This is a genomic window from Thiothrix subterranea (genome assembly GCF_016772315.1).
Classification (GTDB): Bacteria; Pseudomonadota; Gammaproteobacteria; order Thiotrichales; family Thiotrichaceae; genus Thiothrix; species Thiothrix subterranea.
Genome location: NZ_CP053482.1, coordinates 830,371 through 854,063, shown reverse-complemented (window position 1 = coordinate 854,063; position 23,693 = coordinate 830,371). Strand labels below are relative to the sequence as shown.

Sequence of the window (23,693 nt, the reverse complement as noted above, 5' to 3'; positions counted from 1 at the left end):
AAAATGCCGACACTCTCTAGGCTTGCTTGATCTTGCACTTGAGAAAACTGATAAACTTACCTTTCTATGTAGATCAAAATTAAAGAATTGTCAATTCTGGAGCATGTTAAATGGATGATGTTGCTGACCTGATGCAAGAGCTGGTACGTGGCTGTGAAGAGGTGTTGGTCAAAGCCGAATTGGTGGCGAAACTTAAAAAAGGTAAGCCACTTAGGATAAAAGCGGGTTTCGATCCAACTGCGCCTGATTTGCATCTGGGGCATACCGTGCTCATTAATAAGATGAGACAGTTTCAGGATGCCGGACACCAGATTTTATTTCTGATCGGTGATTTTACGGGGATGATCGGCGATCCAACCGGAAAATCTACCACGCGCCCGCCGTTGACGGTTGAACAGGTGCAACAAAATTCCCTGACGTATCAAGAACAGATTTTCAAGATTCTTGACCCCGACAAAACCGAGATCATGTTTAACTCGGCGTGGATGAATCAGTTAGGCAGTGCGGGCTTGATTCAATTGGCTGCTAAACAAACGGTGGCGCGGATGTTGGAACGTGATGATTTCACCAAACGCTACAAATCGGGGCAGTCCATTGCGATTCATGAATTCCTCTACCCATTGGTGCAAGGCTACGATTCGGTGGCGATGAAGGCCGATGTGGAGCTGGGTGGCACGGATCAGAAGTTTAATCTGCTGATGGGACGTGATTTACAGCGTCAATACGGGCAGGAACAGCAGGTGGTGATGACCATGCCATTGCTCGAAGGCTTGGATGGCGTTAATAAAATGTCTAAGTCGTTAGGTAACTACATTGGTATTACTGACGCGCCTAACGATATGTTTGGCAAGATCATGTCGATCTCGGATGAGTTGATGTGGCGGTACTTTGAATTATTGAGCTTCCGCCCACTCACTGAGCTGAAGAGGTTTAGGCAGGATGTGGAACAAGGGGCGAATCCGCGTGACCTCAAATTCCTGTTGGCGGAAGAGTTGATTGCGCGTTTCCATAGTCAGGCGGCGGCAGTCGGGGCGCGTGAAGACTTCATTGCGCGTTTCCAGAAGGGTGCGATGCCGGATGAAATGGACGAAATTAGCCTCGTTGCTGAAGGCGCAGGAATGCCAATTGCGTCATTATTGAAAGCGGCAGGCTTAATTGGTAGTACGTCGGATGCGCTGCGGATGATTCAACAGGGTGGCGTGAAAGTCGATGGCATCAAGATTGAAGACCGTAATCTTTTGATTGAAAAGGGAATCACGGCTGTCTTCCAAGTAGGCAAGCGTAAGTTCGCCAAAATAACCTTGGCTTAAGGCAAAAAACAGGTTGACGGGCTTAACCCAGCCTGTATAATGCGCCGCTCACTCAGGGCAAAAACGCTCTGAAACAAAAGCAGAATCAGTAACTTAGGTTGTGTATTTTGCTTTTAGAGTCCGAAAGAATTTTGAAAAAGTGTTTGACACGAACCTCAAAAGCCTTTAAGATTCGCCCCTCGCTGCTTAGAGAGCAGTGCGCAGATTAACAAAAGAAGCCAGAAAACTTGTGTGGGGGCTTGTGATTGTGTCGAGAGGCATAAGAAGCAAGCAACCATTGAGTTCACGTTAATGTAATTTATACGTAATTTCGATGGATTTGCTCTTCAATTTCAAACGATAAAGATTGAACTGAAGAGTTTGATCCTGGCTCAGATTGAACGCTGGCGGTATGCTTAAGACATGCAAGTCGAACGGAATCTTAGGATTCAGTGGCGGACGGGTGAGTAACACGTGGGAATCTACTGAGTAGTGGGGGACAGCCCGGCGAAAGCCGGATTAATACCGCATACGCCCTACGGGGGAAAGGCGCAAGCCGCTATTTAATGAGCCCGCGTAAGATTAGCTAGTTGGTAAGGTAAAGGCTTACCAAGGCGACGATCTTTAGCTGGTCTGAGAGGATGGCCAGCCACATCGGGACTGAGACACGGCCCGGACTCCTACGGGAGGCAGCAGTCGGGAATATTGGACAATGGGCGCAAGCCTGATCCAGCAATACCGCGTGTGTGAAGAAGGCCTGCGGGTTGTAAAGCACTTTCAGTTGGGAAGATAATGACGTTACCAACAGAAGAAGCACCGGCTAACTCCGTGCCAGCAGCCGCGGTAATACGGAGGGTGCAAGCGTTAATCGGAATTACTGGGCGTAAAGCGTGCGTAGGCGGTTTATTAAGTCAGATGTGAAATCCCCGGGCTCAACCTGGGAACTGCATCTGATACTGGTAGACTAGAGTGTGGGAGAGGAGAGTGGAATTTCCGGTGTAGCGGTGAAATGCATAGAGATCGGAAGGAACATCAGTGGCGAAGGCGACTCTCTGGACCAACACTGACGCTGAGGCACGAAAGCGTGGGTAGCAAACAGGATTAGATACCCTGGTAGTCCACGCCGTAAACGATGTCAACTAGCCGTCAGGCTCGCTTTAGAGTTTGGTGGTGGAGCTAACGTATTAAGTTGACCGCCTGGGGAGTACGCTCGCAAGAGTAAAACTCAAAGGAATTGACGGGGGCCCGCACAAGCGGTGGAGCATGTGGTTTAATTCGATGCAACGCGAAGAACCTTACCTGGTCTTGACATGTAGTGAACTTAGCAGAAATGTTTTGGTGCCTTCGGGAACACTAACACAGGTGCTGCACGGCTGTCGTCAGCTCGTGTCGTGAGATGTTGGGTTAAGTCCCGCAACGAGCGCAACCCCTATCCCTAGTTGCCAGCACGTAATGGTGGGAACTCTAAGGAGACTGCCGGTGACAAACCGGAGGAAGGTGGGGATGACGTCAAGTCATCATGGCCCTTATGACCAGGGCTACACACGTGCTACAATGGGTGGTACAGAGGGAAGCGATACCGCGAGGTGGAGCAAATCCCAGAAAGCCATCCGTAGTCCGGATCGGAGTCTGCAACTCGACTCCGTGAAGTCGGAATCGCTAGTAATCGCGAATCAGCATGTCGCGGTGAATACGTTCCCGGGCCTTGTACACACCGCCCGTCACACCATGGGAGTTTGTTGCACCAGAAGCAGGTAGTCTAACCGCAAGGAGGGCGCTTGCCACGGTGTGGCCGATGACTGGGGTGAAGTCGTAACAAGGTAGCCGTAGGGGAACCTGCGGCTGGATCACCTCCTTTACGAGAACCGTCGCTCACACGAACACAAGTTCCCACACAAGTAGTCTGGCAGACCGCATTTATTGCAAGTGCTCTAGTACCGAACACGGGTCTATAGCTCAGTTGGTTAGAGCGCACCCCTGATAAGGGTGAGGCCGGTGGTTCGAGTCCACCTAGACCCACCACTCTTGCATCGCAAAGGTTATCGGGGCCATAGCTCAGCTGGGAGAGCGCCTGCCTTGCACGCAGGAGGTCGTCGGTTCGATCCCGTCTGGCTCCACCACTTTCTGATTCATCTTGAATCGAAAGGCATTGCAATAAATGTACACACCACGGTAACTTCAGAAGTCACCGCAAAGCAGCCCTTTGGGCTGCTTTGCACTGGCTTTTGTCAGTTCAACCTAAGTCATAGGTCGTTCTTTAACAAAATGGAAAAATATCAAGGCGAAATGTATAACTGAGAAGATTATATATCTCAAGATTGATCGTTACGAGATTATAGACACTCTGTAACCCGAGTTTACCGCACAAAAGGTAGTAGACTGTTTCGGGTTATAGGATCAAGTGACTAAGCGTACACGGTGGATGCCTTGGCAGTCAGAGGCGATGAAGGACGTTATAGCATGCGATAAGCTACGGTTAGCCTGCAAATTGGCATTGACCCGTAGATTTCCGAATGGGGAAACCCACCACTTTTGTGGTATTCCGAAAGGAAAGCGAACGCAGGGAACTGAAACATCTAAGTACCTGTAGGAAAAGAAATCAACCGAGATTCCCCCAGTAGCGGCGAGCGAACGGGGAACAGCCGAATCTTTTAGTGTTAGTGGAATGGTATGGAAAGGCCAGCGATACCGGGTGATAGCCCCGTACACGAAAATGCTTCAAGGACATATTAAGTAGGGCGGGACACGTGAAATCCTGTCTGAAGATGGGGGGACCATCCTCCAAGGCTAAATACTCCTGACTGACCGATAGTGAACCAGTACCGTGAGGGAAAGGCGAAAAGAACCCTGGTGAAGGGAGTGAAATAGAACCTGAAACCGTGTACGTACAAGCAGTGGGAGCCCTCCGGGGTGACTGCGTACCTTTTGTATAATGGGTCAGCGACTTACTTTCAGTGGCAAGCTTAACCGATAGGGGAGGCGTAGCGAAAGCGAGTCTGAACAGGGCGTTCAGTCGCTGGGAGTAGACCCGAAACCGAGCGATCTATCCATGGCCAGGTTGAAGGTGCCGTAACAGGTACTGGAGGACCGAACCCACTCCCGTTGAAAAGGTAGGGGATGAGCTGTGGATAGGAGTGAAAGGCTAATCAAGCTCGGAGATAGCTGGTTCTCCTCGAAAGCTATTTAGGTAGCGCCTCGTGTATCACTCCTAGGGGTAGAGCACTGTTATGGCTAGGGGGCCCTGACCGGCTTACCAACCCATTGCAAACTCCGAATACTAGGAAGTGCGAGCACGGGAGACAGACAGCGGGTGCTAACGTCCGTTGTCAAAAGGGAAACAACCCAGACCGCCAGCTAAGGTCCCCAAGTTGTGGCTCAGTGGGAAACGATGTGGGAAGGCACAGACAGCCAGGAGGTTGGCTTAGAAGCAGCCATCCTTTAAAGAAAGCGTAATAGCTCACTGGTCGAGTCGGCCTGCGCGGAAGATTCAACGGGGCTTAAGCCACACACCGAAGCTGCGGACTTGAAGCAATTCAAGTGGTAGAGGAGCGTTCTGTACGCCTGTGAAGGTGAACTGGAAAGTTTGCTGGAGGTATCAGAAGTGCGAATGCTGACATAAGTAACGACAAGACGGGTGAAAAACCCGTCCGCCGAAAGCCCAAGGTTTCCTGCGCAACGTTAATCGGCGCAGGGTTAGTCGGCCCCTAAGGCGAGGCAGAAATGCGTAGTCGATGGGAAACAGGTCAATATTCCTGTACCGGCACTAACTGCGATGGGAGGACGGAGAAGGCTAGGACAGCAACCTATTGGATGGTTGTTTAAGCGTTTAGGTGGGATTCTTAGGCAAATCCGGGAATCTGTTAACACTGAGGCGTGATGACGAGGTACTACGGTACTGAAGTGTTTGATGCCATGCTTCCAAGAAAAGTCCCTAAGCTTCAGGTTAGTGCTGACCGTACCCCAAACCGACACAGGTGGGCTGGATGAGAATTCCAAGGCGCTTGAGAGAACTCGGATGAAGGAACTAGGCAAAATGGTACCGTAACTTCGGGAGAAGGTACGCCCGCGCAAGCGGGCCGCAGAGACCAGGCCGCTGCGACTGTTTATCAAAAACACAGCACTCTGCAAACTCGAAAGAGGACGTATAGGGTGTGACGCCTGCCCGGTGCCGGAAGGTTAATTGATGGGGTTAGCGCAAGCGAAGCTCTTGATCGAAGCCCCGGTAAACGGCGGCCGTAACTATAACGGTCCTAAGGTAGCGAAATTCCTTGTCGGGTAAGTTCCGACCTGCACGAATGGCGTAACGATGGCGGCACTGTCTCCATCCGAGACTCAGTGAAATTGAAATCGCTGTGAAGATGCAGTGTACCCGCGGCTAGACGGAAAGACCCCGTGAACCTTTACTATAGCTTTGTATTGAACTTTGAACCTACTTGTGTAGGATAGGTGGGAGACTATGAAACTGGAACGCCAGTTCTGGTGGAGTCGTCCTTGAAATACCACCCTGGTATGTTCGGAGTTCTAACCCAGGCATCACAATGCCGGGGACAATACATGGTGGGTAGTTTGACTGGGGCGGTCTCCTCCTAAAGAGTAACGGAGGAGCGCGAAGGTGTGCTAATCACGGTCGGAAATCGTGAGGTTTGTGTAAAGGCATAAGCACGCTTGACTGCGAGACAGACAAGTCGAGCAGGTACGAAAGTAGGTCTTAGTGATCCGGTGGCTCTGCATGGAAGGGCCATCGCTCAACGGATAAAAGGTACTCCGGGGATAACAGGCTGATTCCTCCCAAGAGTCCATATCGACGGGGGAGTTTGGCACCTCGATGTCGGCTCATCACATCCTGGGGCTGAAGCAGGTCCCAAGGGTATGGCTGTTCGCCATTTAAAGTGGTACGCGAGCTGGGTTCAGAACGTCGTGAGACAGTTCGGTCCCTATCTGCCGTGGGCGTTGGAGATTTGAGGGAAGCTGACCTTAGTACGAGAGGACCGGGTTGGACGAACCTCTGGTGTTCCTGTTGTCACGCCAGTGGCATTGCAGGGTAGCTATGTTCGGACGGGATAACCGCTGAAAGCATCTAAGCGGGAAGCCCCTCCCAAGATGAGATCTCCCTGACCCCTTGAGGGTCCTAAAGGGCCGTTGGAGACTACGACGTTGATAGGCTGGGTGTGGAAGTGCAGTAATGTATGCAGCTAACCAGTACTAATTGCCCGTGAGGCTTGATCCTATAACCCAAAACGGTCTACTAGAGATATAGAATCGTGTCGATGTTACCTCGGTAACACGCTACCAGACCTCAGTTATTAAGTATCCCTGATATTTTTCCAGATTAGGTCGAGAAGGCTGCCTAGGCACTCCCTTCTCAACCTTGCCAGTTTGCTTGGTGTCCATAGAGCTGTGGAACCACCTGATCCCATCCCGAACTCAGAAGTGAAACGCAGCATCGCCGATGGTAGTGTGGGGTCTCCCCATGTGAGAGTAGGTCAACGCCAAGCATCATTCCTAAAAGCCCCGTTAACGGTTTCCGTTGCGGGGCTTTTTTTATGCCTATGAGTTGTAGAAATAACCACAACAATAACCCGATAAAAAATGCCCGCATCAGCGGGCAAAGTTTGTGAGCCATTTAGACACCCGTTTTAATGTCTGTTGAAACTGTTCATGTTGAACGGGTTTGGTCAAATATGTGGATGCACCAGCAATAACCCCCTGAACTTCATCCAGTGGCGATGTTTTGCCACTTAGCATGATGATTGGGGTTTTTTTCATGGCTTTGCTAGAGCGCATTTTGCGGCAGACTTCGTAGCCATCAATACCAGGCATAATGACATCCAAGAATACCAAGTCATATTGCTTTTGCGCTGATTTTTCTAAAGCTTCTTCACCGGTTTCAGCAAATTCTGCTGCAATATTGGCGTGGCGTAGCTCAATTTCTAATTGCTTACGAATGGCTGCACTATCATCGACAACGAGTGCGGTATAACGGGAGACCTCTGGCGGTTCAGTCGCGTTTTCTGGTATAGCCACTGTTGGAGCGGGTATTTCCTGTACGAGTATTTCTGGTTCTATTGTACTTGGTTCTGGAGTCGATTCTATGGTGATTTCTGGACTCGCCGTAATCGCTGGACGTGATCTGAGCAATTGTGCTGCATCATCAATAGCCCGCATAACACGAGTCACTAACAGTGGGCGCTGCAATAAAATGTCATACGGCAGATCCGATTCACCAATACGGATGTGTACAGCGGTATTGTTGGGTAATTCGACTTCATCCAATGTGATTACAATCTCAGAACACGTGATGTTGGGTTGCAAGTTGTAATGTTTGCCCTGCGATGCTCCAAATGTGACGACACGTTGAATAACTGCCTGATCTTTTTCGGGAAGCTCGAATAAACAAATGCCAATTGTTTCTTTTTCTGTGGTAAGCATAGGATTTCTCTCTCTATCAGGCCGCAAGTTGTGTTTGCAGCCAGCGCTGTAATTGTTTGTTGAGGGTGTCGTGATCAACTGGCTTAGTGAGGTAAGCATCGACCCCCGCTTGTTGTGCCATATTGCGGTGCTTTTGCGTGCCACGCGAGGTGATCATAACAATTGGCAAGTGACGTTTTTCAGGCCAGATGCGGATGGCTTGCGTCATTTCTAAGCCATTCATGCGCGGCATTTCCAAGTCGGTTAACACCAGTTCTATTGCATGTTCATGCAATTGTTGCAGTGCTTCGAGACCATCAACAGCGGTCATGGCTTGATGCCCCATTTGTTCCACCATGAGGCTAAGCGATTTACGGTTGCTGAGTGAATCGTCAACGATGAGGATGCGGGCGCGTTGTGCCGTTTTGTCGGTGCTGAGTGCTTGATTGCTTTTTAAGGTGAGCTGACCGTTTTCCAGATGACGCAAGATGCGCAATACGTCTAATACCGGCGCAACTGCACCATTGGCGAGGATACAAGCACCGCTGACGCCTTGCGCTAAGTTGAGCCAAGGCGCGAGACTTTTGACTACAATGTCGCGCGGCTGTTGGATTTCATCGACATATAACGCATAACTTTTCTGCTCACTGGCAATGATCAAGAGTGAATGGCCTTTGCGTAAGTCAGGTGCAGGTGCTTGCCAGCCGAGTAATTGCGATAGTTGCAGCACTTCCAGCGATTGCTCTTGGTGTTGAATAAACCAGTTTTCACCTTCAAATTGGTATTGATCGGGCGCGACATAGAGCAATTGCTGAATGGTATTGCTGGGAATGGCGACTAAATGATTGCCTGCGCGTACCAATAAGGCATTGGTGGCAATCAGCGTCAGTGGGACTTGGATGTGAATGGTGGTGCCTTGCCCCATTTCGCTGCTGATGTGTAGCAAGCCTTGCAGGTCTTCAACGGCAGTTTGCACCACATCCATGCCCACGCCGCGCCCGGAAATATCGCTGACTTGATCGCGGGTAGTGAAGCCCGGTTGTAGAATCAGGCGTAAAATATCAGATTCGCTGAGTTTGCTATCCGGTTTAATCATGCCGCGTTCGATAGCCCGCGCTCGAATTTGCTCAGGGTTTAAGCCTTGCCCATCATCGCTCAAGGTGAGGTGAATTTGGTTGCCTTTTTGTTCAAAACGCAGCTCAATTTGACCTTCTGGCGATTTGCCTGCGGCTTGGCGTGCTTCGGGTGTTTCAATACCGTGGTCAACTGCATTGCGCAACATGTGCAACAGCGGCGCGTTTAGCCCTTGCAAGATGTCGGTATCCACTTGCAAGTTTTGCCCAATGATACTGATGTTGGCTTGCTTGTCGGTGCGGCGACACGTTTCCCGCACGGTGCGTTCTAAGCGTGTGACGATGGATTGCACCGGAATGAGACGGGTGCGCAAAATGGTTTCACTGAGTTGCCGTTGCAAGCGTTGTTGCTGATAAACCTGTTCGGAAATTTGGCGAATTTGCTGTTGCAGATTGCGGGTTAACTCACGGTTATCGGCAATGGATTCAGTGAGCAAATTAGAGGTACTGTGTAAGTCGTTATAAGCTTCCAATTCCAGTTGGTCAAAACCATCTGCCTGACTCAAGGTTGCAAAAGACTGATAGGTGGATGGCGAGTTCAAATTGCTGGATTGCTGGTCGATGGTTTCACTGAGTTCTTCTAGCATCTGGCGAATGCGTTCGTCTTGCTGTTGGAGCTGTTTGCCAAACGCTAATGTGTGTTGCGCTTGTTCGGCAATTTGACTGGTGGAGGTGATTAATTCCCCCGCCAAGTTGAGCAAGCGTTGTACGGTTTCCAGCGGCACACTCAAATGGGTGGCGCTGCTACGCGGCACTTCGGCATTGAGCGTGTTGTTTGTACTGGTTTCATCGTCGATGGTTAAACCCGACTGGGTGATGAAATCGGGCAGAATCAGCGGTGTTACTGGCAATAGTTCGGAAATATCAGGCTCGGCGGCTTCTGTTGGTGTTGCTTCGGCAAGGCGTAATTCCCACGCATCCATTTCTGCAAGCAAGCTGTGGTATTCGTCCGGCAGCGGTTTGTGTTCTTGCAAATGGTCGAACAGGGTTTCGAGGCAATCAGCGCAAGCGGCTAAGGTTGCGCCTAGACCATTGGATAAATGCGGGTTAATGTCGAGTTCGAGAATATCTTCCAGTCGGTGAGTAAAGGCAGCAATCGCCTTGACACCGACGACGCCACTAGCACCTTTGACCGTATGCGCCAGACGTGCTGCATGGCGCTTTTGTTCTGGGGTGTTGTCACCTTGGGAAATCAGGTGAATCAAACGGGCGGCTTCGGCGATTTGCCCTGGTGTTTCTTGTAAATAAGCTTCCAATAATTCGGGGTGAATGTCAGCATCCCAAGTCAGTGGATTTTGTGCGACGGCATTGTTTTGTGAGGTTGAATCAATAGACTCAACCATTGCAATGATTTCTTCTTCGACAAGTGCTGGTTGCAGGGTATTAACGCGCAGGTTAACCAGCAAGTTTTCCAAAATATCCGGCGTGGGCGGTTCTGGCCAAGCTTCATTCATTAATTCGGCGGCAATTGCAGGCAAATGTGAGTGATCTTCTGGCTCGCGCAGCGCAAAAGCACCCAGTTCGATCCAGCCGAACAATTGCCCGCCTTGCAGCAATTCGAGGATGGCTTCCGGTAACATTTCCTTATAGCTAAGCAGCAGGTCGTGTATCCACTCTGCGGTTTGTGACACACCCGCCATGCCGTACTGATGGGCAGCTTCAGACAGGCGTTGGTATTCGGCGACTATCGTGGCAGCAGTCGCGGCAATTTCTTCTGGCTCTTCCGCAAGCGGGTTGAGGCTGGAGAGTTGCAGGGCAACATCTTCCAGTACTTCGGCAAAGGCGCTGACATCATCCATGGCTTACGCATCCAGTTTGAAAACGTTAACCGATTTCACCAGACGTTGCCCGTATTCCGCCATGTTCTTGGTCAATCCGGTGAGGGAGAGCAGTTCTTTACCGGTGGATTGCGTGGCTTCCACGATGCGTTCGGCACGGGTTTGCAGCGATTTACTGATGGCGACCTGTTCGGCTGAGGATTCAGCAATTTTTTCGACCGAAGCAACCAGTTGGTTAGTCGCCTCAAGCGTGGCTTGCATTTGTTGTGCGGCTTCGCTGGCGAGTGTTGAGCCGTTGACTACTTGCGCGATGGTGTTATCCATCGTGGCGATGGTGGTGTTGGCTTCTTGTTGAATATTGCGAACCAAGGTGGAAATCTGGTTGGTGGAATCCCGCGAGCTTTCCGCCAAACGTTGGATTTCTTCGGCGATCATCGAGAACCCGCGCCCCGCATCACCGGCAGCCGTGGCCTGCATACTGGCGTTGAGTGCCAGTACGGTGGTGCGTTCTGAGAGGTTGTTGATGAAGTCAATGATCTGACTGATTTCTTGGGAACGTTCACCGAGGCGTTTTAAGCGTTTGCCGGTTTCTTGTACGGTATCACGGATATTGGTGATGTTTTCCATACTGCGCGATACGGCTTGCTGCGCGTGACGGGTGGTGCTGGAGGTGGTGTCCGCAACCTGATTGGCGTGCTGCGCAAAAGCGGCAATGCTATCCAAACGTTGTAAGATATTGCCCAATTGCGCGGTGGTTTCTTCTGCTTCAGATTGTTCCAGTTGCGCCAGTTTGTTGACCGCTAGGGCGTAATGGTTAACGTCTTGTGAAGTGGTTTCAACGGAAGTGGCAACGTCGCGTACTTGTTTGAGTACGTCGGCAGTATCTTCGGCAAGCTGGTTAATCGCATCCGCCAATGGGCCGGTCGCATCTTCGGTGACTTTGGCGCGAACGGTTAGGTCACGTTCGCTCAAGTCAAATACCGCATTCAACAATGCACCCACGGATTGGTTAAGCTGTTGGTTTTCTTGGTCGATACGTGCTTGGGTGGTGATACGGTCTTCGATCATTTGGTCGAAGTTTTGTCCGAGTTCGGCTAATTCGTTTTTGCCTTCGAGTTCTACACGGGCATTCAAATCACCTTCGGAAATTTTACGCATGGTGCTAATGAGCTGTTCAATCGAATCCGCAATGGATTTGTAGATAAAGAAGCCTAACGCCGCCGCAATCAGTGTTCCTAATAAAATCAAGGCAATGCTAGTGATCAAGAAAGTACTAACATTTTTTTGTGCACCGATAAACGCCTCTTCTGCTTGCTTGATGTCGCGTTCCACTTCTTGATGAATGCTGTCACGCAACGGTTTGGTGTCAGCATCAAGGTCGTTTTGCAGGTACAACTCAAGCTTGCCCCGGTCTTCTGTTTTGAGCAGTTCGTCAGCTTTACGAATAGAGCCTAATAAGTTATCGACTTCTTTAAACGCTGTTAGGGTTTGTTCATCCGGCGTCTTTGCCGTTTTTGCGGCTTGATAACTGGGTAAAATACTGCTGCTGAGGTCAGCTTCGAGCTTTTCAAGGGTTTTACGTCCTTCGTCCCACGTGCGGCTGCCAATCTGCACTTCGTGGAGTAATGCCACGTAGTCGCGTTGCATCCGGCGGATAACTTTGTTGCCTTTGTCGATAGCGACAACCCGCAAGTTAATGTCTTCCAGCGCTAAACGGTTCTGGTTCAACGCAATAATCGCGAAAATACCCGTGATGAATAGGATGGCTAGTGGAACGAGAATGAGTGCATAAATGCGGCGAGCAACGGATAAGTTACTCAGAAAACTGGCGCGTTTCTTTGCCTGGGGAGCCATGATGATTTTCCTCGCTTAATCTTTCGTTGGTGTTTTTTGTTGTGGGTCGAGCCAGTCACGCCAAGTATTGTCTTGCATGGCCAGCCATTTATCGTTGGTATGACGTGTCATGACGACCAAATCTGAGCCTTGATTGTCATTGCTAAAGTCCATCGTTAAGCCGCCGAGGTCAAATTGTTGGCCTTTGAACGTGGCAAGTAAATTGGTACGGGTGATAGTTTTCGCCTCTGTTTCCAGTTGCTGTAAGCCGTGCAAGAGTAATTTGCCCACAATATAACCTTCTTGCGATACATAACCGTAGTCTTTGCCGAGTGCTGTGCGGGCTTCTTGCACAATAGGCAGGTCACTGTCCGGTAGTGGTACTACTTGAGTCATGATTACTCGATCAGTTATGTTAAATTTATTCAATGTCTTGCGGAAATCATCAGCGCCCGTGAAGGAGACGGCGCTGAAGACCCACGGCTCATTTTTGCTGTGCGCATACGCAATAAAGCGGGCAATGGCTTCATACGTGCCGACAGTTACCACCAGTTTGCAGGCACTGCCTTGTTGTTGTTCCCACGCTTTTAGCGAGTCGTAACCGTCACGGGCGATGAAGGTATTACGGGTGTAAACCCCTACCGGGCCTTGGTTGTTACGCTCCGGTTCCGCACCACTCGCTGCGACGATCTTATCTAACGCCGCGAGAATAGTATCAACTCCTGAACTTTTTTGCAGTGCTGAACGAATACCGGCTACACCTGCCATGCCGTAAGCGTCATTTTGTACATAGGCGCACACTTCGTTAGGCTTTACCCCTTGTTGGAGAGCAGCGTCAATAACCGCTTTGGTTTCCTGCACATAGCTGGCACGGAAGTTGATGATGTCACCTTGTCCGGGGCGCAATAACCCCGCGCCCGTGAAAAAACCGAGTGCCGGAATTTTTTGCTGTTCCAGCAGGGGTAACACGACTTGTGCAGTGGGTGTGCCGACATTGCCCGCCAACAGTAGAACTTTTTGTGCAATGAGCTTTTCAGTGGCGGCGACGGCTTTTTCGGGGGTGTAAGAGTCATTTTCTGTGACGAAACGGACTTTGCGCCCCGCTACGGTTTGGTTCGCTAATGCGGCTTCAATACCCGCTTTCATGCCTAAACCTAAGCCGCTGGAACGTCCTTCTAAATCCATGACGCCACCGATGGTGATTTCTGTGGCAGTTACGCCGTCTTCAGCGTGCACCGTGATCGGCAGACTGAGAGACAGGCTAAATAATGTTGCAGCTAATAGGGTTTTGTTGTTGTTTTTCATGCTTAACGCCTCCTTGTTGGCGATTGGGTGAGTTTAACTTCCTTGTGTGCGTTGAATATGCCTCAGTAATTTACCGTGGTCAGCGGCTAATAAACGAATACCTTGATGGTGTAGTGCGTGAGGAATCCAGCTTGGCAGGTTGTCTTCCGCTTGTGGGGTCAAATCGGCTACCGTTAATTTGAGCGAACGCGGGTAGCCATCACAGGTTAAGGCGATAGGGGGAAATTGTGGGTGTTGTATCAACAATAGTTGCGGTTTGCTTTGATAGGTTCGACCTTGAACCACTTGATGCATATTAATGATGGGGAGCAAATCCCCGCGCAGACTAATCAGCCCCGCGCACCATGCGGGCGCGAACGGCATGGGGTAATTGGTCTGGTCGGTTAATACTTCCGCCCTGATAGCACTTTCCAGCAGCAGCGTGTGTGTGCCTACTGAGTAGCAGAACCGATTTTCGACTGCATCAGATGCTGTTTTCATCTGTTTATTCCTCATTATTGTCGACTATTTTTATGGTTAGAAGCGTCGCTAATGGCAAGGCATGGTTACAGCTTGGCTATTTGGGCGAGTACGTCTGCATCCGTGTAGGGTTTGACAATGTAGTCGGTTGCGCCCAGTTTTTGTGCCCATTGCTTATCCACCGGGTTGGACTTGCTGGATACCATGATCACGGGAATGGTTTGGGTTGCAGGGTTGCGTTTGATCGCACGGCACGCCTGATAACCATCACCGTCATCCATGATAATATCCAATAAAATCAAATCAGGTTGCTGGCTTTCGGCTAAGATTTTCGCTTCATTGCCAGATTGCGCTGCCACCACTTGATAACCAGCGGATTCAAGAATATGGGTAAGATTCAGGCGTTCAGTATTGGAATCGTCAGCAATCAATATCTTGCGGATCGTCATGGGCATTTCTCTTAAGTACACTCAACAGGGATAAATAGCTGCCAGCATTGTTTATAGTCAATCGTTTCCGATTAAGCAATGAAATTTCTATGAATGGAGTGGGTTTGCTGACACTTGCGTAAATGCCTTGTTGTTAGCGGGCAATTCGGTCATAATTCCGCGTTCTTCGCAATGGTGGCCTGTATCGGTTCTCCCGCGACGATAAGTAGTGAACCTTGTCAGGCCCGGAAGGGAGCAGCAACAGCTACTGATTCGGGTGCCGGGATGTGGCTGGTGCAGGCTGCCACCATTCTAAAAATTCTACGAATACCTCATGAGTTATCAAGTACTTGCTCGAAAATGGCGGCCTCAGGACTTCCAGCAAATGGTGGGTCAGGCGCACGTATTGCGAGCCTTGATGAACGCCTTGGAAGGCGATGATGGTCAGCAACGGCTGCACCATGCCTATTTGTTCACCGGCACTCGTGGGGTAGGGAAGACGACGCTTGCCCGAATCTTTGCCAAATGCCTCAACTGCGAAACCGGTGTTACCGCCAAGCCGTGTGGGGAATGTCGCAGTTGCCGTGAAATTGCCGAGGGTCGTCACGTTGACCTGATCGAAGTCGATGCCGCATCACGCACCAAGGTCGAAGATACCCGCGATTTATTAGACAATGTGCAATACGCGCCGACTCGTGGACGTTTCAAGATTTACCTGATCGACGAAGTTCACATGCTCTCCGGGCACAGCTTCAACGCGCTGTTGAAGACGCTGGAAGAGCCACCGCCGCACGTCAAATTCCTGTTTGCCACCACTGATCCGCAGAAATTACCGGTCACGATTTTGTCGCGTTGCTTGCAATTCAATCTGAAACGAATGCCGGTGGATATGATCAGCGGGCATTTGGCGAATGTGTTGGAGCAGGAAAATATTCCCTTCAGCGAAAGCGCCTTGCGCTTATTGGCGCGGGCGGCAGATGGCAGTATGCGCGATGCGCTGAGCTTGACCGATCAGGCAATTGTTGCCGGTGGCGGGGCAGTGAGCGAAGACGAAGTGCAGGATATGCTGGGCTTGTTGCCGCACGAGCATTTACTCGCCTTGTTGCAAGCCGTCGCCGATGATGACGGTGCGCGGATGTTGGCAACGGTGGAGCAAATGGCGCAACTCACCACCGATTTTACGGCGGCGGCAGATGGTTTCATTGCATTGTTGCATAGCATAGCAGTGCAGCAAGTCGTGCCAGCCGATGAAGCGGATGCGGATATTGCGCAGATGGCGAAATTGCTGTCACCGGCAGATGTGCAATTGTACTACCAGATGGCCTTGTATGGGCGGCGGGATTTGCCCTTAGCGCCTGATCCGCGCGGCGGCTTTGAAATGCTGCTGTTGCGAATGTTGGCGTTCCGGCTGGATGATGGCAAATCTCAACCACACTCGACGCCGGTCGAGAAAAAAAAAATTGTAGTTGAAACAGTTGTCGATGATGCGCAGGGTAGAGACGCAAAATCTTGCGTATCTACGGCGGTGGTTGAGGCCGTGAAATTGCCGGTGCATGTGGATATGGGTAGAGACGCAAAATCTTGCGTCTCTACGGCGGTGGTTGAAGCGGCGTCCGTTTTGTCCAGCAATGATTGGCACACAATCTACCCCCAACTCAACCTTTCCGGCATGGCGCTGCCACTAGCGCAACATTGTTTGCTGGAAAGCGTTACCGACGATCAAATTACGTTGTTGTTAGATGAAAGTGGCGCAACGCTGCAAAGCGAATCTGCTGAGGCGCAATTAGCAGCGGCATTGGCAAAACATTACGGGCGTTCGCTCAAGTTAAAATTTCACATCAGTGCCATAAGCGAAGAAACCCCAGAAAAGCGCATCCTGCGCGAAGCTGCGGAACAGCAGCAGGCAGCCGAAGCAGCGATTAACAACGACCCCTTCGTGCAGCAATTACAGGAAGCGTTTGGCGCAGTTATCGTACCGGGCAGCATCCGCCCGCGCACAAATGCCGGTTAGTGTAGTAAACTGCTGGTTATTGAACACAATGAGGAAATACATACCATGATGGGTAAAGCTGGACTGGGCGGCCTGATGAAACAGGCGCAAAAAATGCAGGAAAACATGCAGAAAGCACAAGCTGAAATTGCTGCGCTGGAAGTCACCGGGCAATCCGGTGGCGGCTTGGTTTCCGTGGTGATTACCGGCAAGCACGAATGCAAGCGCGTCAACATTGACCCTAGCTTGTTCGCCGACGACAAAGACATGATCGAAGATTTGATCACGGCTGCCTTCAACGATGCTGTCCACAAACTCGAAGAAGTATCGAGCGAGCGCATGGCGGGTGTCACCGCTGGGATGCCGATGCCTCCCGGTTTCAAGATGCCGTTTTAAGCATGAGCGAATCGTCGCTGCTGAAAGAATTGGTGGATGCGTTGCGCTGCCTGCCCGGTATCGGTTCACGCACCGCGCAGCGTATGGCATTCCATTTGCTGGAAAATGATCGACGTAGCGGTGAACGGCTCGCGGATGTGATGGGGCGGGCAATGCGTGACATCAAGCATTGTTCGCGTTGCCGAACCCTCACCGAACACGACACCTGCCGCATTTGCGCGAATCCGGCGCGGCAACCGCAATTGTTGTGCGTGGTGGAGCACCCCTCCGACGTGGTAGCGGTGGAACAAGCGACCGGCTATCGCGGCTACTATTTCGTGTTGGGTGGGCGCTTGTCGCCGTTGGATGGCATCGGCCCTGAAGACATTGGGCTGGATGTGTTGGAAGCGCGGTTGGATGAAGGCGAAGTGCAAGAGCTGATTCTTGCCACCAACCCGACGGTCGAGGGCGAAGTCACCGCGCATTACATCAGCGAACTGGCGGCGAAACGCGGCATTCCTGCCTCACGCATTGCGCACGGTGTGCCGATGGGCAGTGAACTTGAATACGTCGATAGCGGCACGCTGTCCCACGCCTTTGAAGGACGGAGAAAATACTGATGAGCAACTGTTTATTCTGCCGCATTGTCGCGGGTGAAATTCCGGCAAAGCTGGCGTATGAAGACGATGATGTCATCGCGTTTTACGACATTAACCCGCAAGCGCCGCTGCATGTGCTGATTATTCCGCGCAAGCACATTGCGATGATCAACGACATTCAGCCCGAAGATGCGGCGTTGGTCGGCAAGTTGTATTTGGCGGCGAAAAAGATTGCGGCGGATGCGGGTTACGCGGACGAAGGCTACCGCGTGGTGATGAATTGTGGAGCGGACGCGGGGCAAAGCGTGTTCCACATTCATTTGCATTTGTTGGCAGGGCGGGCGTTGAGTTGGCCGCCGGGCTAGACATTGGAGAAGATGTCGGGCTGAAGCCCGACCTACAGAATAAGGGCTAACCATGAAAATCCATTCAGGCATTGTTTTATGCCTTTTTTCCCTATGGCTTGGGGGCTGCGGGGAAGATAAATCAAAAAGCGTGACACTTCCCGTTGTTGATAAATTCGCGGATACCAGCACCTTGGCGCAAGCCGTGCCGCGTGAGCAACTGCATTCCAGTATTCCGCCACTCGCCGATTATTGGCAGCATGTGCAAGCGGCGTTACAAGCTGATCCACCAATTTTGTTGTTAAACGACAAGGAATTGCCGGAAGCCAATGCACAATTGGCGCAAAAGCTGGCGGTTGCCCACCCCGAATTCCTCAAATTTACCCGCGATGACAAGACTAACGCGCCGTTGCGCAATGAAATTATGACGGTGCGTAAAGCCCTGCCAGCGGATTTTAATGGCAACGCGGGGCCGTGTGCGCAGGCGGAATGCTGGCGGGTGGAGATGTATGACCATTTTCACAATGCCTCCACGATTGCGTTTGCCGATGTGAGTAAGCAGCAAGTGTTGGGCGTGAGTCGCCAGAATTACGCCCAACCGGATTTGTCGCCACGTTTGGTGGAATTAGCCTCGGCAATTGCGGGGGCAGCACCGGAAGTGCAGGCAATTTTGCAGGATAGGAATCGTCAGCCGGATAAGAAGGATTTCAAGACCGCGTTGCAAGATTCGATGTGCGAACGTTCGCACCATTTGTGTGTTGCACCGACCTATGTGTTTGAAAACGATGCGCTGTGGGCGATTGTGGATTTGACCGACGGTAAATTGGTGGGGACGCGCTGGACGGATTTGGGGGCAAGTGGCCCGAAAACGGTGGTGACGGAACGCAGTTTGGAAAATGAAACCACCTTCCGCAACTTCTGTGAAAAGGTTAGCAGCCTGTCGCAATCGGGTTGGGACATGGATTATGTGATCACCGGCTCGGATGGCTTGCAGCTTTCCAATGTGAAATTCAACGGCAAGCAAGTGTTGAAAAATGCCAAGGTGTTGGATTGGCATGTGAGTTATTCGACGCGGGAAGGCTTTGGGTATAGCGATGCGATTGGTTGCCCGCTGTTCAGTGCGGCGGTGGTGATTGCGTATAACGGGCCGAAAATTGAGCCGATTGTGAAGGATGGGCAGGAGGTGGGATTTGCGGTGGTGCAGGATTTTCGTCAACCGCCTTGGCCTACGCCGTGCAATTACCGTTACGTGCAACGCTTTGAATTTTATAAGGATGGGCGTTTTCGGGTGGCGCAAGCCGACTTCGGACGCGGTTGTGGAACGGATGGGACATACCGTCCGGTGGTGCGGATTGATTTGGATGCGGGCGGCGCGGGTAGTGTCGATACCATTGCAGAATGGAATGGGGCAGATTGGACGGCGTGGGATAAGGAGCAGTGGCGTTTGCAGGATGATGCTAAGTTCACCAACGAAGGTTATCAGTATCGGGTGATGGGGCAAGATGGTGCGGGGTTCTACATTGAGCCGGGGCGCGGGCAGTTTGGCGATGGTGGGCGTGGCGATAAGGCGTTTACGTATTTCAGCGCGTATAAGCCGGAAGAAGGGGAGCAGGATACGGTGACGTTGGGGACGTGCTGCAATAAGGATTATCAGCAAGGGCCGGAGCATTTCATTGAGCCAGCCGAACCGTTGCAGGGTAAGGATACGGTGCTGTGGTATGTGCCGCAGATGAAGAATGACGGTAATCCCGGCAGTGAATATTGTTGGGCGGATACGCGGGTCAAGGACGGCGTGGCGAATGTGGAGGTGTGGCCTTGTTGGTCGGGTCCGATGTTTGTGCCGGTGAAGGAGGCTTCGTAATGCGCAAGGTGATGGCGGTGGTGGTTGTCGGGGTGTTGCTGAGTGCATGTGGCAAGCCGGATATGGGCAATTTCAAACCGGGTATGGCGAACGCTTGCCAAGCAATGCCTGCGTTCATCGGCAAAACGGGAATTGGGGCGCAAGTTGCGATTGATACCCAGCAACGCGGTTATACCGGCTTGCGTTTGTTGAATGTACAGAGTGGGCAGGCGTGGCAACATCCGAGTTGGGATGATGCGGGGCATGTGGGGGCGTTTACGCGTGATCGGGCGGGCAATATTTACGTTGCGCCGACACCGGACGTGAGTCTTGCCGAAAATCCGCCCGCGTTGCAGAACCGGATTTATAAAATCGACGCGCAAACGGGGGAAATGGCGCTGTGGCTGGAATTGCCAGCGGTTGCGCCGCCATCGCAGTCTAATCCGTTTGGGACGATGGGGCTGTTTTATGATTGCGATACCAGCAGTTTGTATGCGAGTTCCTTGGCAGGTTCAGAGCCGCGTCAGGCACATGGGCGCATTTACCGCATTGATGTGGCAAGCGGGCAAGTGAAGGCGCAGTTGGAGGCGACCGATGCGATTGGGGTCGGGGTATTCAACGGGGCGGAACACAAGCGGCTGTATTTCGGGTCAGCGCGGTCGTCGGATGTGTTTTCGGTGGCGTTGGATGCGAGCGGGGATTTTACGCAGGATGTGCGTCATGAGTTTGCATTGGCAACCTTGCCGGATGGGAATTCGACCAGTGTGCGCAAGTTCGAGTTTGCCGAGCGGCAGGGGCAGTACGTGATGCAGGCGAAGGAAACAGAGTTTGGGTTTCGTTTGCTGGCGGAAAATAATCCGCGTAAGCGGGTGTATCGGTTCACGTATCAGGCTGGGGATGATCATTGGCAATTTGTGGATGCCCAGTTGGAAGATAAGCTTTAAGTAGTGGTTGCCGTTAGTCAGTGATAGTTTGAGTTTATTGACAGACGAGCGGTATGATTGCCCTGATAAAATATCAATCTTCTATAAGTATAATAATTCGGGGCAATTCATGATTCATCATAAACCGACATGGCTGGGGGCTATTGGAGTCGTTGCGCTATTGCCGTCAGTGACGCTGGCTGATGTCAGCGGCAAGGTATTCCGCGATTTCAACGCCAATGGTGTATTTGACAGCAATGAAGTGGGCGTTGCTAATGTTACCGTCAAAGCCTTTGACCCTAGCGGCGCACAAGCGGCTACTGCTGTTTCTGCGGCTGATGGGACATATGCCCTTACTCTGGCAACAGGTACGGATTACCGGGTGGAATTTACGTGGGGTGAAGATTGGTTGCAACCCGCTGCCGCTGGTGGAACTTCGGTGCAATTCGTGAAAAATGGGGCACGTAGTATTAATTTTGCCTTACACAACCCCGCGCAAACGGTCGCACCGGGGGCAACACCCAGTGTCGTCACCGCAGTACAAAGTGGCAGTGTTCATTACGGCACAGAGTTCGTTCTCACCAAAACACCTGAATCCGCCGGTTCAACCAGCTCAACCAGCATGAATGCTTACATGACGCCCGCTCCGACGGTTTTGGCACAAGAGCAAGAGATTGGGGCAATTTGGGGGGTGGCGCATGATCGTTCACGGCAACGCTTATTGGCGGCGGCTTTTGTGAAACGTTTTGCACGCTTGGCGGGAAACCCCACTACCATTTATAGCGTGCCAGAAAACGCGGGTACACCGACCACATGGATTACGCTAGATGCCTCTCGCGCTGATCCGCACGGTGCTTCCCCTGATTGGAGTAAAGATTTCGATGTCATCCCCAGTGTCGGTAAAGAAGGTTTGGGTGACGTAGACATCGCCGAAGATGGCAAAACGGTTTACACCATTGATTTGCAAACACGCGAGTTAGTGCTTATTCCCGTGAATACCGATGGCAGTGCAGGCACACCCAGTCGTGTTGCTTTATCCACAACGTTGGCTAATTGCACCGATAGCAACGATATTCGCCCGATGGGTTTAGGCGTGCGCGATGGCAAAGTGTTTGTTGGTAGCGTGTGCAGTGGGGAATCGACGGTAAGCGGTTTGCCGATTGCCAGCACAGCGGCGCGTAAGGGCGACCCTAGCAAACTTCGTGGTTATGTTCATGTCTGGGATGGCGCGACGACCTTTGCTCCTGTTGCTGATTTCGCCCTGAATTATCAACGTGGCTGCTTAAACAGCGGTGGTATGGGCAATTGCGACACTTATGGTAATGCCGCATGGCAGGCATGGACACCTACTTACCCATTCAGTGATTGGAGTGGTTACGGCAACGGTTATCCGCAGCCACTGATTTCCGATATTGAATTCACCCCCAAGGGTGACATGGTGTTGGGGCTGGCAGATCGCTTTGGACACATGGATGGTGGCTATGCCGCAGAACCACCTTCTGGCAGTTTTAACAGTGGACAGCTCACCATTGCTGGTGACACTTTGCACGCTTGCAAAACAGGTGAAAACACTTGGGTCATGGAAAAACTCATTTCTGGTGATGCTTCATGCAGCACTGCTGGAAAAGGTTATGACGCAAACAAACAACCTACTCTTGATGAATATTACTTTGAAGACGACATGGGATTGATTATTCCCGGCAACCATGCAGATGTCGGTGATGGCGGCATAGGCATAGTATTAGAAAATAGTGCAATTATTTCTACCGTTATGGATCCGGCGCGTAACGCACCGTGGAGTAGCGATGGCAAAGATCCTTGGCAATCACACGGTTTACACTGGTATGACAGCACAACAGGCGGATTCAACAAAGGTTATGTATTAGTTGATGAAGGCCAGCCTAGCGATCAACCCATTTGGGGGAAAGGCAACGGCTTAGGTGACGTTGAGGTATTGTACCCGCCCGCCCCTGTCGAAATTGGCAATCGCGTGTGGCTCGATACCAACAGCGACGGTATTCAAGGTGCAGACGAAGCCGGTATTGATGGCGTTGAGGTTAAACTCGTGTGCGGTAGCGATCAGGCTGTCACGACAACCGCGAATGGCGGGCAATTTCTCTTTTCTAATGCGCAAGGTGGGAATGCGCCTTTCATGGAATACGGTGAAAGTTGCACAATTAAAGTGGATGGCACACAAACCGGCGTTAAAGATTACAGCCTGACTACCCAGAATGCTGACAGTGTGACTGATAATAATCCGCTCACCGACCTACGGGATTCCGATGCGGCGAATAATGCCGGTGTCGCAGAAATTGCAGTGACGCTCGGTAATGCCGGTGAAAATAACCATACGCTGGATATTGGTTACAAAAGCTCGCCCGTCATTACTTTCGACCCACCGCCGGGCCCGGATGCGTTCAGTTGCGCCGCCAATGTACGCTTAGCCACGTCTGTGCAAGTCAACGGCGACAGCCAAGCCGCAGGCAGCACGGGTGCGGGTGTGGATGGTTTGATTACCTTCGATTATGCGGCAACGGGCGAATTAGCCGCACCCTTTAGCAAAGCAACAGCCGGTCAAGTCGGTTCTGTGTGGGGTTTGTCTTATGACGTATCGCGTAAGAAATTGTATGCCGCCGCTTTCCTCAAACGCCATGCGAGTTTTGGCCCGAATGGAATTGGTGCGATTTACCAAATGGACGGCACATCCGCCACGCCAACCCCCAGTTTGCTGATGGATTTAGCCGCGAAGGGGTGGATGTGGGCACGAGTCCGCGTGTCGCGGCAAGCGGTGCGATGGATGACCCCAACGAATTGCCGATTGATGCCTCCAAACCGTCGTGGGATCGGGATGCGTTTGCGCAAGTGGGTAAAATTTCCCTCGGTGACATCGACATCAGTGCCGACGGCAATACTTTGTGGGCAGTCAACCTTAAGCAGCGCGAATTGGTGGAAATTGATCTGACGAATACCACGGTCAAAGCCAAACACG

General features: G+C 51.5%; 14 protein-coding genes, 2 tRNA genes, 3 rRNA genes and 1 other RNA gene. 14 read left to right on the top strand and 6 right to left on the bottom strand.

From position 1 onward, the window contains the following. Positions 1-110 precede the first annotated feature (110 nt). From tyrS to rrf, 6 genes are all read left to right on the top strand, one after another. On the top strand, positions 111-1,310 hold the full coding sequence (gene tyrS, locus HMY34_RS04040; RefSeq protein ID WP_202718023.1) for a tyrosine--tRNA ligase: 1,200 nt from the start codon (positions 111-113) through the stop codon (positions 1,308-1,310). 348 nt (positions 1,311-1,658) lie between these two features. Then, positions 1,659-3,147 (top strand): 16S ribosomal RNA (locus tag HMY34_RS04035). Positions 3,148-3,234: 87 nt separating this feature from the next. Beyond that, a tRNA-Ile gene (locus HMY34_RS04030) sits at positions 3,235-3,311 on the top strand. A gap of 22 nt (positions 3,312-3,333) precedes the next feature. After that, positions 3,334-3,409: transfer RNA gene (locus tag HMY34_RS04025), tRNA-Ala, on the top strand. 275 nt (positions 3,410-3,684) lie between these two features. Then, positions 3,685-6,516: ribosomal RNA gene (locus HMY34_RS04020) — 23S ribosomal RNA — on the top strand. Between the two features lie 152 nt (positions 6,517-6,668). Then, positions 6,669-6,784: ribosomal RNA gene (gene rrf / locus HMY34_RS04015) — 5S ribosomal RNA — on the top strand. Together the 16S, 23S and 5S rRNA genes with 2 tRNA genes alongside form the textbook arrangement of a ribosomal RNA operon. Positions 6,785-6,887: 103 nt before the next feature. Here the strand turns inward: rrf and HMY34_RS04010 are convergent. From HMY34_RS04010 to HMY34_RS03985, 6 genes are all read right to left on the bottom strand, one after another. Beyond that, entirely contained in the window at positions 6,888-7,718 is an 831-nt protein-coding gene (locus HMY34_RS04010) for a response regulator (protein WP_202718022.1), read from the bottom strand. A gap of 16 nt (positions 7,719-7,734) precedes the next feature. Continuing rightward, positions 7,735-10,629, bottom strand: a complete 2,895-nt coding sequence (locus HMY34_RS04005) for a hybrid sensor histidine kinase/response regulator (protein ID WP_202718021.1) — start codon at positions 10,627-10,629, stop codon at positions 7,735-7,737. Between the two features lie 3 nt (positions 10,630-10,632). After that, positions 10,633-12,462 (bottom strand): methyl-accepting chemotaxis protein, encoded by a 1,830-nt coding sequence (locus tag HMY34_RS04000; RefSeq protein ID WP_202718020.1) that lies wholly within the window; start codon positions 12,460-12,462, stop codon positions 10,633-10,635. A gap of 15 nt (positions 12,463-12,477) precedes the next feature. After that, positions 12,478-13,746, bottom strand: coding sequence for an ABC transporter substrate-binding protein (locus HMY34_RS03995; RefSeq protein WP_202718019.1), 1,269 nt, complete (start codon positions 13,744-13,746; stop codon positions 12,478-12,480). Positions 13,747-13,779: 33 nt separating this feature from the next. After that, positions 13,780-14,226: a chemotaxis protein CheW gene (locus tag HMY34_RS03990; protein WP_202718018.1), complete on the bottom strand. Its 447-nt coding sequence runs from the start codon at positions 14,224-14,226 to the stop codon at positions 13,780-13,782. 65 nt (positions 14,227-14,291) lie between these two features. Then, on the bottom strand, positions 14,292-14,654 hold the full coding sequence (locus HMY34_RS03985; RefSeq protein ID WP_228287975.1) for a response regulator: 363 nt from the start codon (positions 14,652-14,654) through the stop codon (positions 14,292-14,294). Positions 14,655-14,836: 182 nt separating this feature from the next. On the opposite strand from HMY34_RS03985, the gene ffs reads away from it, so the two are divergent. From ffs to HMY34_RS03945, 8 genes are all read left to right on the top strand, one after another. Beyond that, positions 14,837-14,933, top strand: an RNA gene (gene ffs / locus HMY34_RS03980) — signal recognition particle sRNA small type. Between the two features lie 34 nt (positions 14,934-14,967). Further along, complete coding sequence (dnaX, locus tag HMY34_RS03975; protein WP_202718016.1) at positions 14,968-16,644, top strand: DNA polymerase III subunit gamma/tau; 1,677 nt, start codon at positions 14,968-14,970, stop codon at positions 16,642-16,644. A 45-nt stretch (positions 16,645-16,689) separates the two neighbouring features. Further along, a complete protein-coding gene (locus tag HMY34_RS03970; protein WP_443080463.1) occupies positions 16,690-17,019 on the top strand; it encodes a YbaB/EbfC family nucleoid-associated protein in 330 nt (109 codons plus the stop codon). A 2-nt stretch (positions 17,020-17,021) separates the two neighbouring features. Then, positions 17,022-17,618: a recombination mediator RecR gene (recR, locus tag HMY34_RS03965; RefSeq protein WP_093070977.1), complete on the top strand. Its 597-nt coding sequence runs from the start codon at positions 17,022-17,024 to the stop codon at positions 17,616-17,618. Continuing rightward, a complete protein-coding gene (locus HMY34_RS03960) occupies positions 17,618-17,962 on the top strand; it encodes a histidine triad nucleotide-binding protein (RefSeq protein ID WP_202718015.1) in 345 nt (114 codons plus the stop codon). Before recR ends, HMY34_RS03960 begins: the two co-directional genes overlap by 1 nt. A gap of 130 nt (positions 17,963-18,092) precedes the next feature. Beyond that, positions 18,093-19,802: a hypothetical protein gene (locus tag HMY34_RS03955; protein WP_202718014.1), complete on the top strand. Its 1,710-nt coding sequence runs from the start codon at positions 18,093-18,095 to the stop codon at positions 19,800-19,802. Next, positions 19,802-20,725 carry an SMP-30/gluconolactonase/LRE family protein gene (locus HMY34_RS03950; RefSeq protein ID WP_202718013.1) on the top strand — a complete coding sequence of 308 codons (924 nt, stop codon included), beginning with the start codon at positions 19,802-19,804 and terminating at the stop codon, positions 20,723-20,725. Before HMY34_RS03955 ends, HMY34_RS03950 begins: the two co-directional genes overlap by 1 nt. Positions 20,726-20,834: 109 nt before the next feature. Continuing rightward, positions 20,835-23,666, top strand: coding sequence for an SdrD B-like domain-containing protein (locus HMY34_RS03945; RefSeq protein WP_202718012.1), 2,832 nt, complete (start codon positions 20,835-20,837; stop codon positions 23,664-23,666). The last annotated feature ends 27 nt before the right edge of the window (positions 23,667-23,693 follow it).

Excerpts from the sequence above, each read along its gene's own strand:
- tyrS (WP_202718023.1), top strand. The coding sequence starts at position 111 with ATGGATGATGTTGCTGACCTGATGCAAGAGCTGGTACGTGGCTGTGAA.
- HMY34_RS04010 (WP_202718022.1), bottom strand. The coding sequence starts at position 7,718 with ATGCTTACCACAGAAAAAGAAACAATTGGCATTTGTTTATTCGAGCTT.
- HMY34_RS04005 (WP_202718021.1), bottom strand. The coding sequence starts at position 10,629 with ATGGATGATGTCAGCGCCTTTGCCGAAGTACTGGAAGATGTTGCCCTG.
- HMY34_RS04000 (WP_202718020.1), bottom strand. The coding sequence starts at position 12,462 with ATGGCTCCCCAGGCAAAGAAACGCGCCAGTTTTCTGAGTAACTTATCC.
- HMY34_RS03995 (WP_202718019.1), bottom strand. The coding sequence starts at position 13,746 with ATGAAAAACAACAACAAAACCCTATTAGCTGCAACATTATTTAGCCTG.
- HMY34_RS03990 (WP_202718018.1), bottom strand. The coding sequence starts at position 14,226 with ATGAAAACAGCATCTGATGCAGTCGAAAATCGGTTCTGCTACTCAGTA.
- HMY34_RS03985 (WP_228287975.1), bottom strand. The coding sequence starts at position 14,654 with ATGACGATCCGCAAGATATTGATTGCTGACGATTCCAATACTGAACGC.
- dnaX (WP_202718016.1), top strand. The coding sequence starts at position 14,968 with ATGAGTTATCAAGTACTTGCTCGAAAATGGCGGCCTCAGGACTTCCAG.
- HMY34_RS03970 (WP_443080463.1), top strand. The coding sequence starts at position 16,690 with ATGATGGGTAAAGCTGGACTGGGCGGCCTGATGAAACAGGCGCAAAAA.
- recR (WP_093070977.1), top strand. The coding sequence starts at position 17,022 with ATGAGCGAATCGTCGCTGCTGAAAGAATTGGTGGATGCGTTGCGCTGC.
- HMY34_RS03960 (WP_202718015.1), top strand. The coding sequence starts at position 17,618 with ATGAGCAACTGTTTATTCTGCCGCATTGTCGCGGGTGAAATTCCGGCA.
- HMY34_RS03950 (WP_202718013.1), top strand. The coding sequence starts at position 19,802 with ATGCGCAAGGTGATGGCGGTGGTGGTTGTCGGGGTGTTGCTGAGTGCA.
- HMY34_RS03945 (WP_202718012.1), top strand. The coding sequence starts at position 20,835 with ATGATTCATCATAAACCGACATGGCTGGGGGCTATTGGAGTCGTTGCG.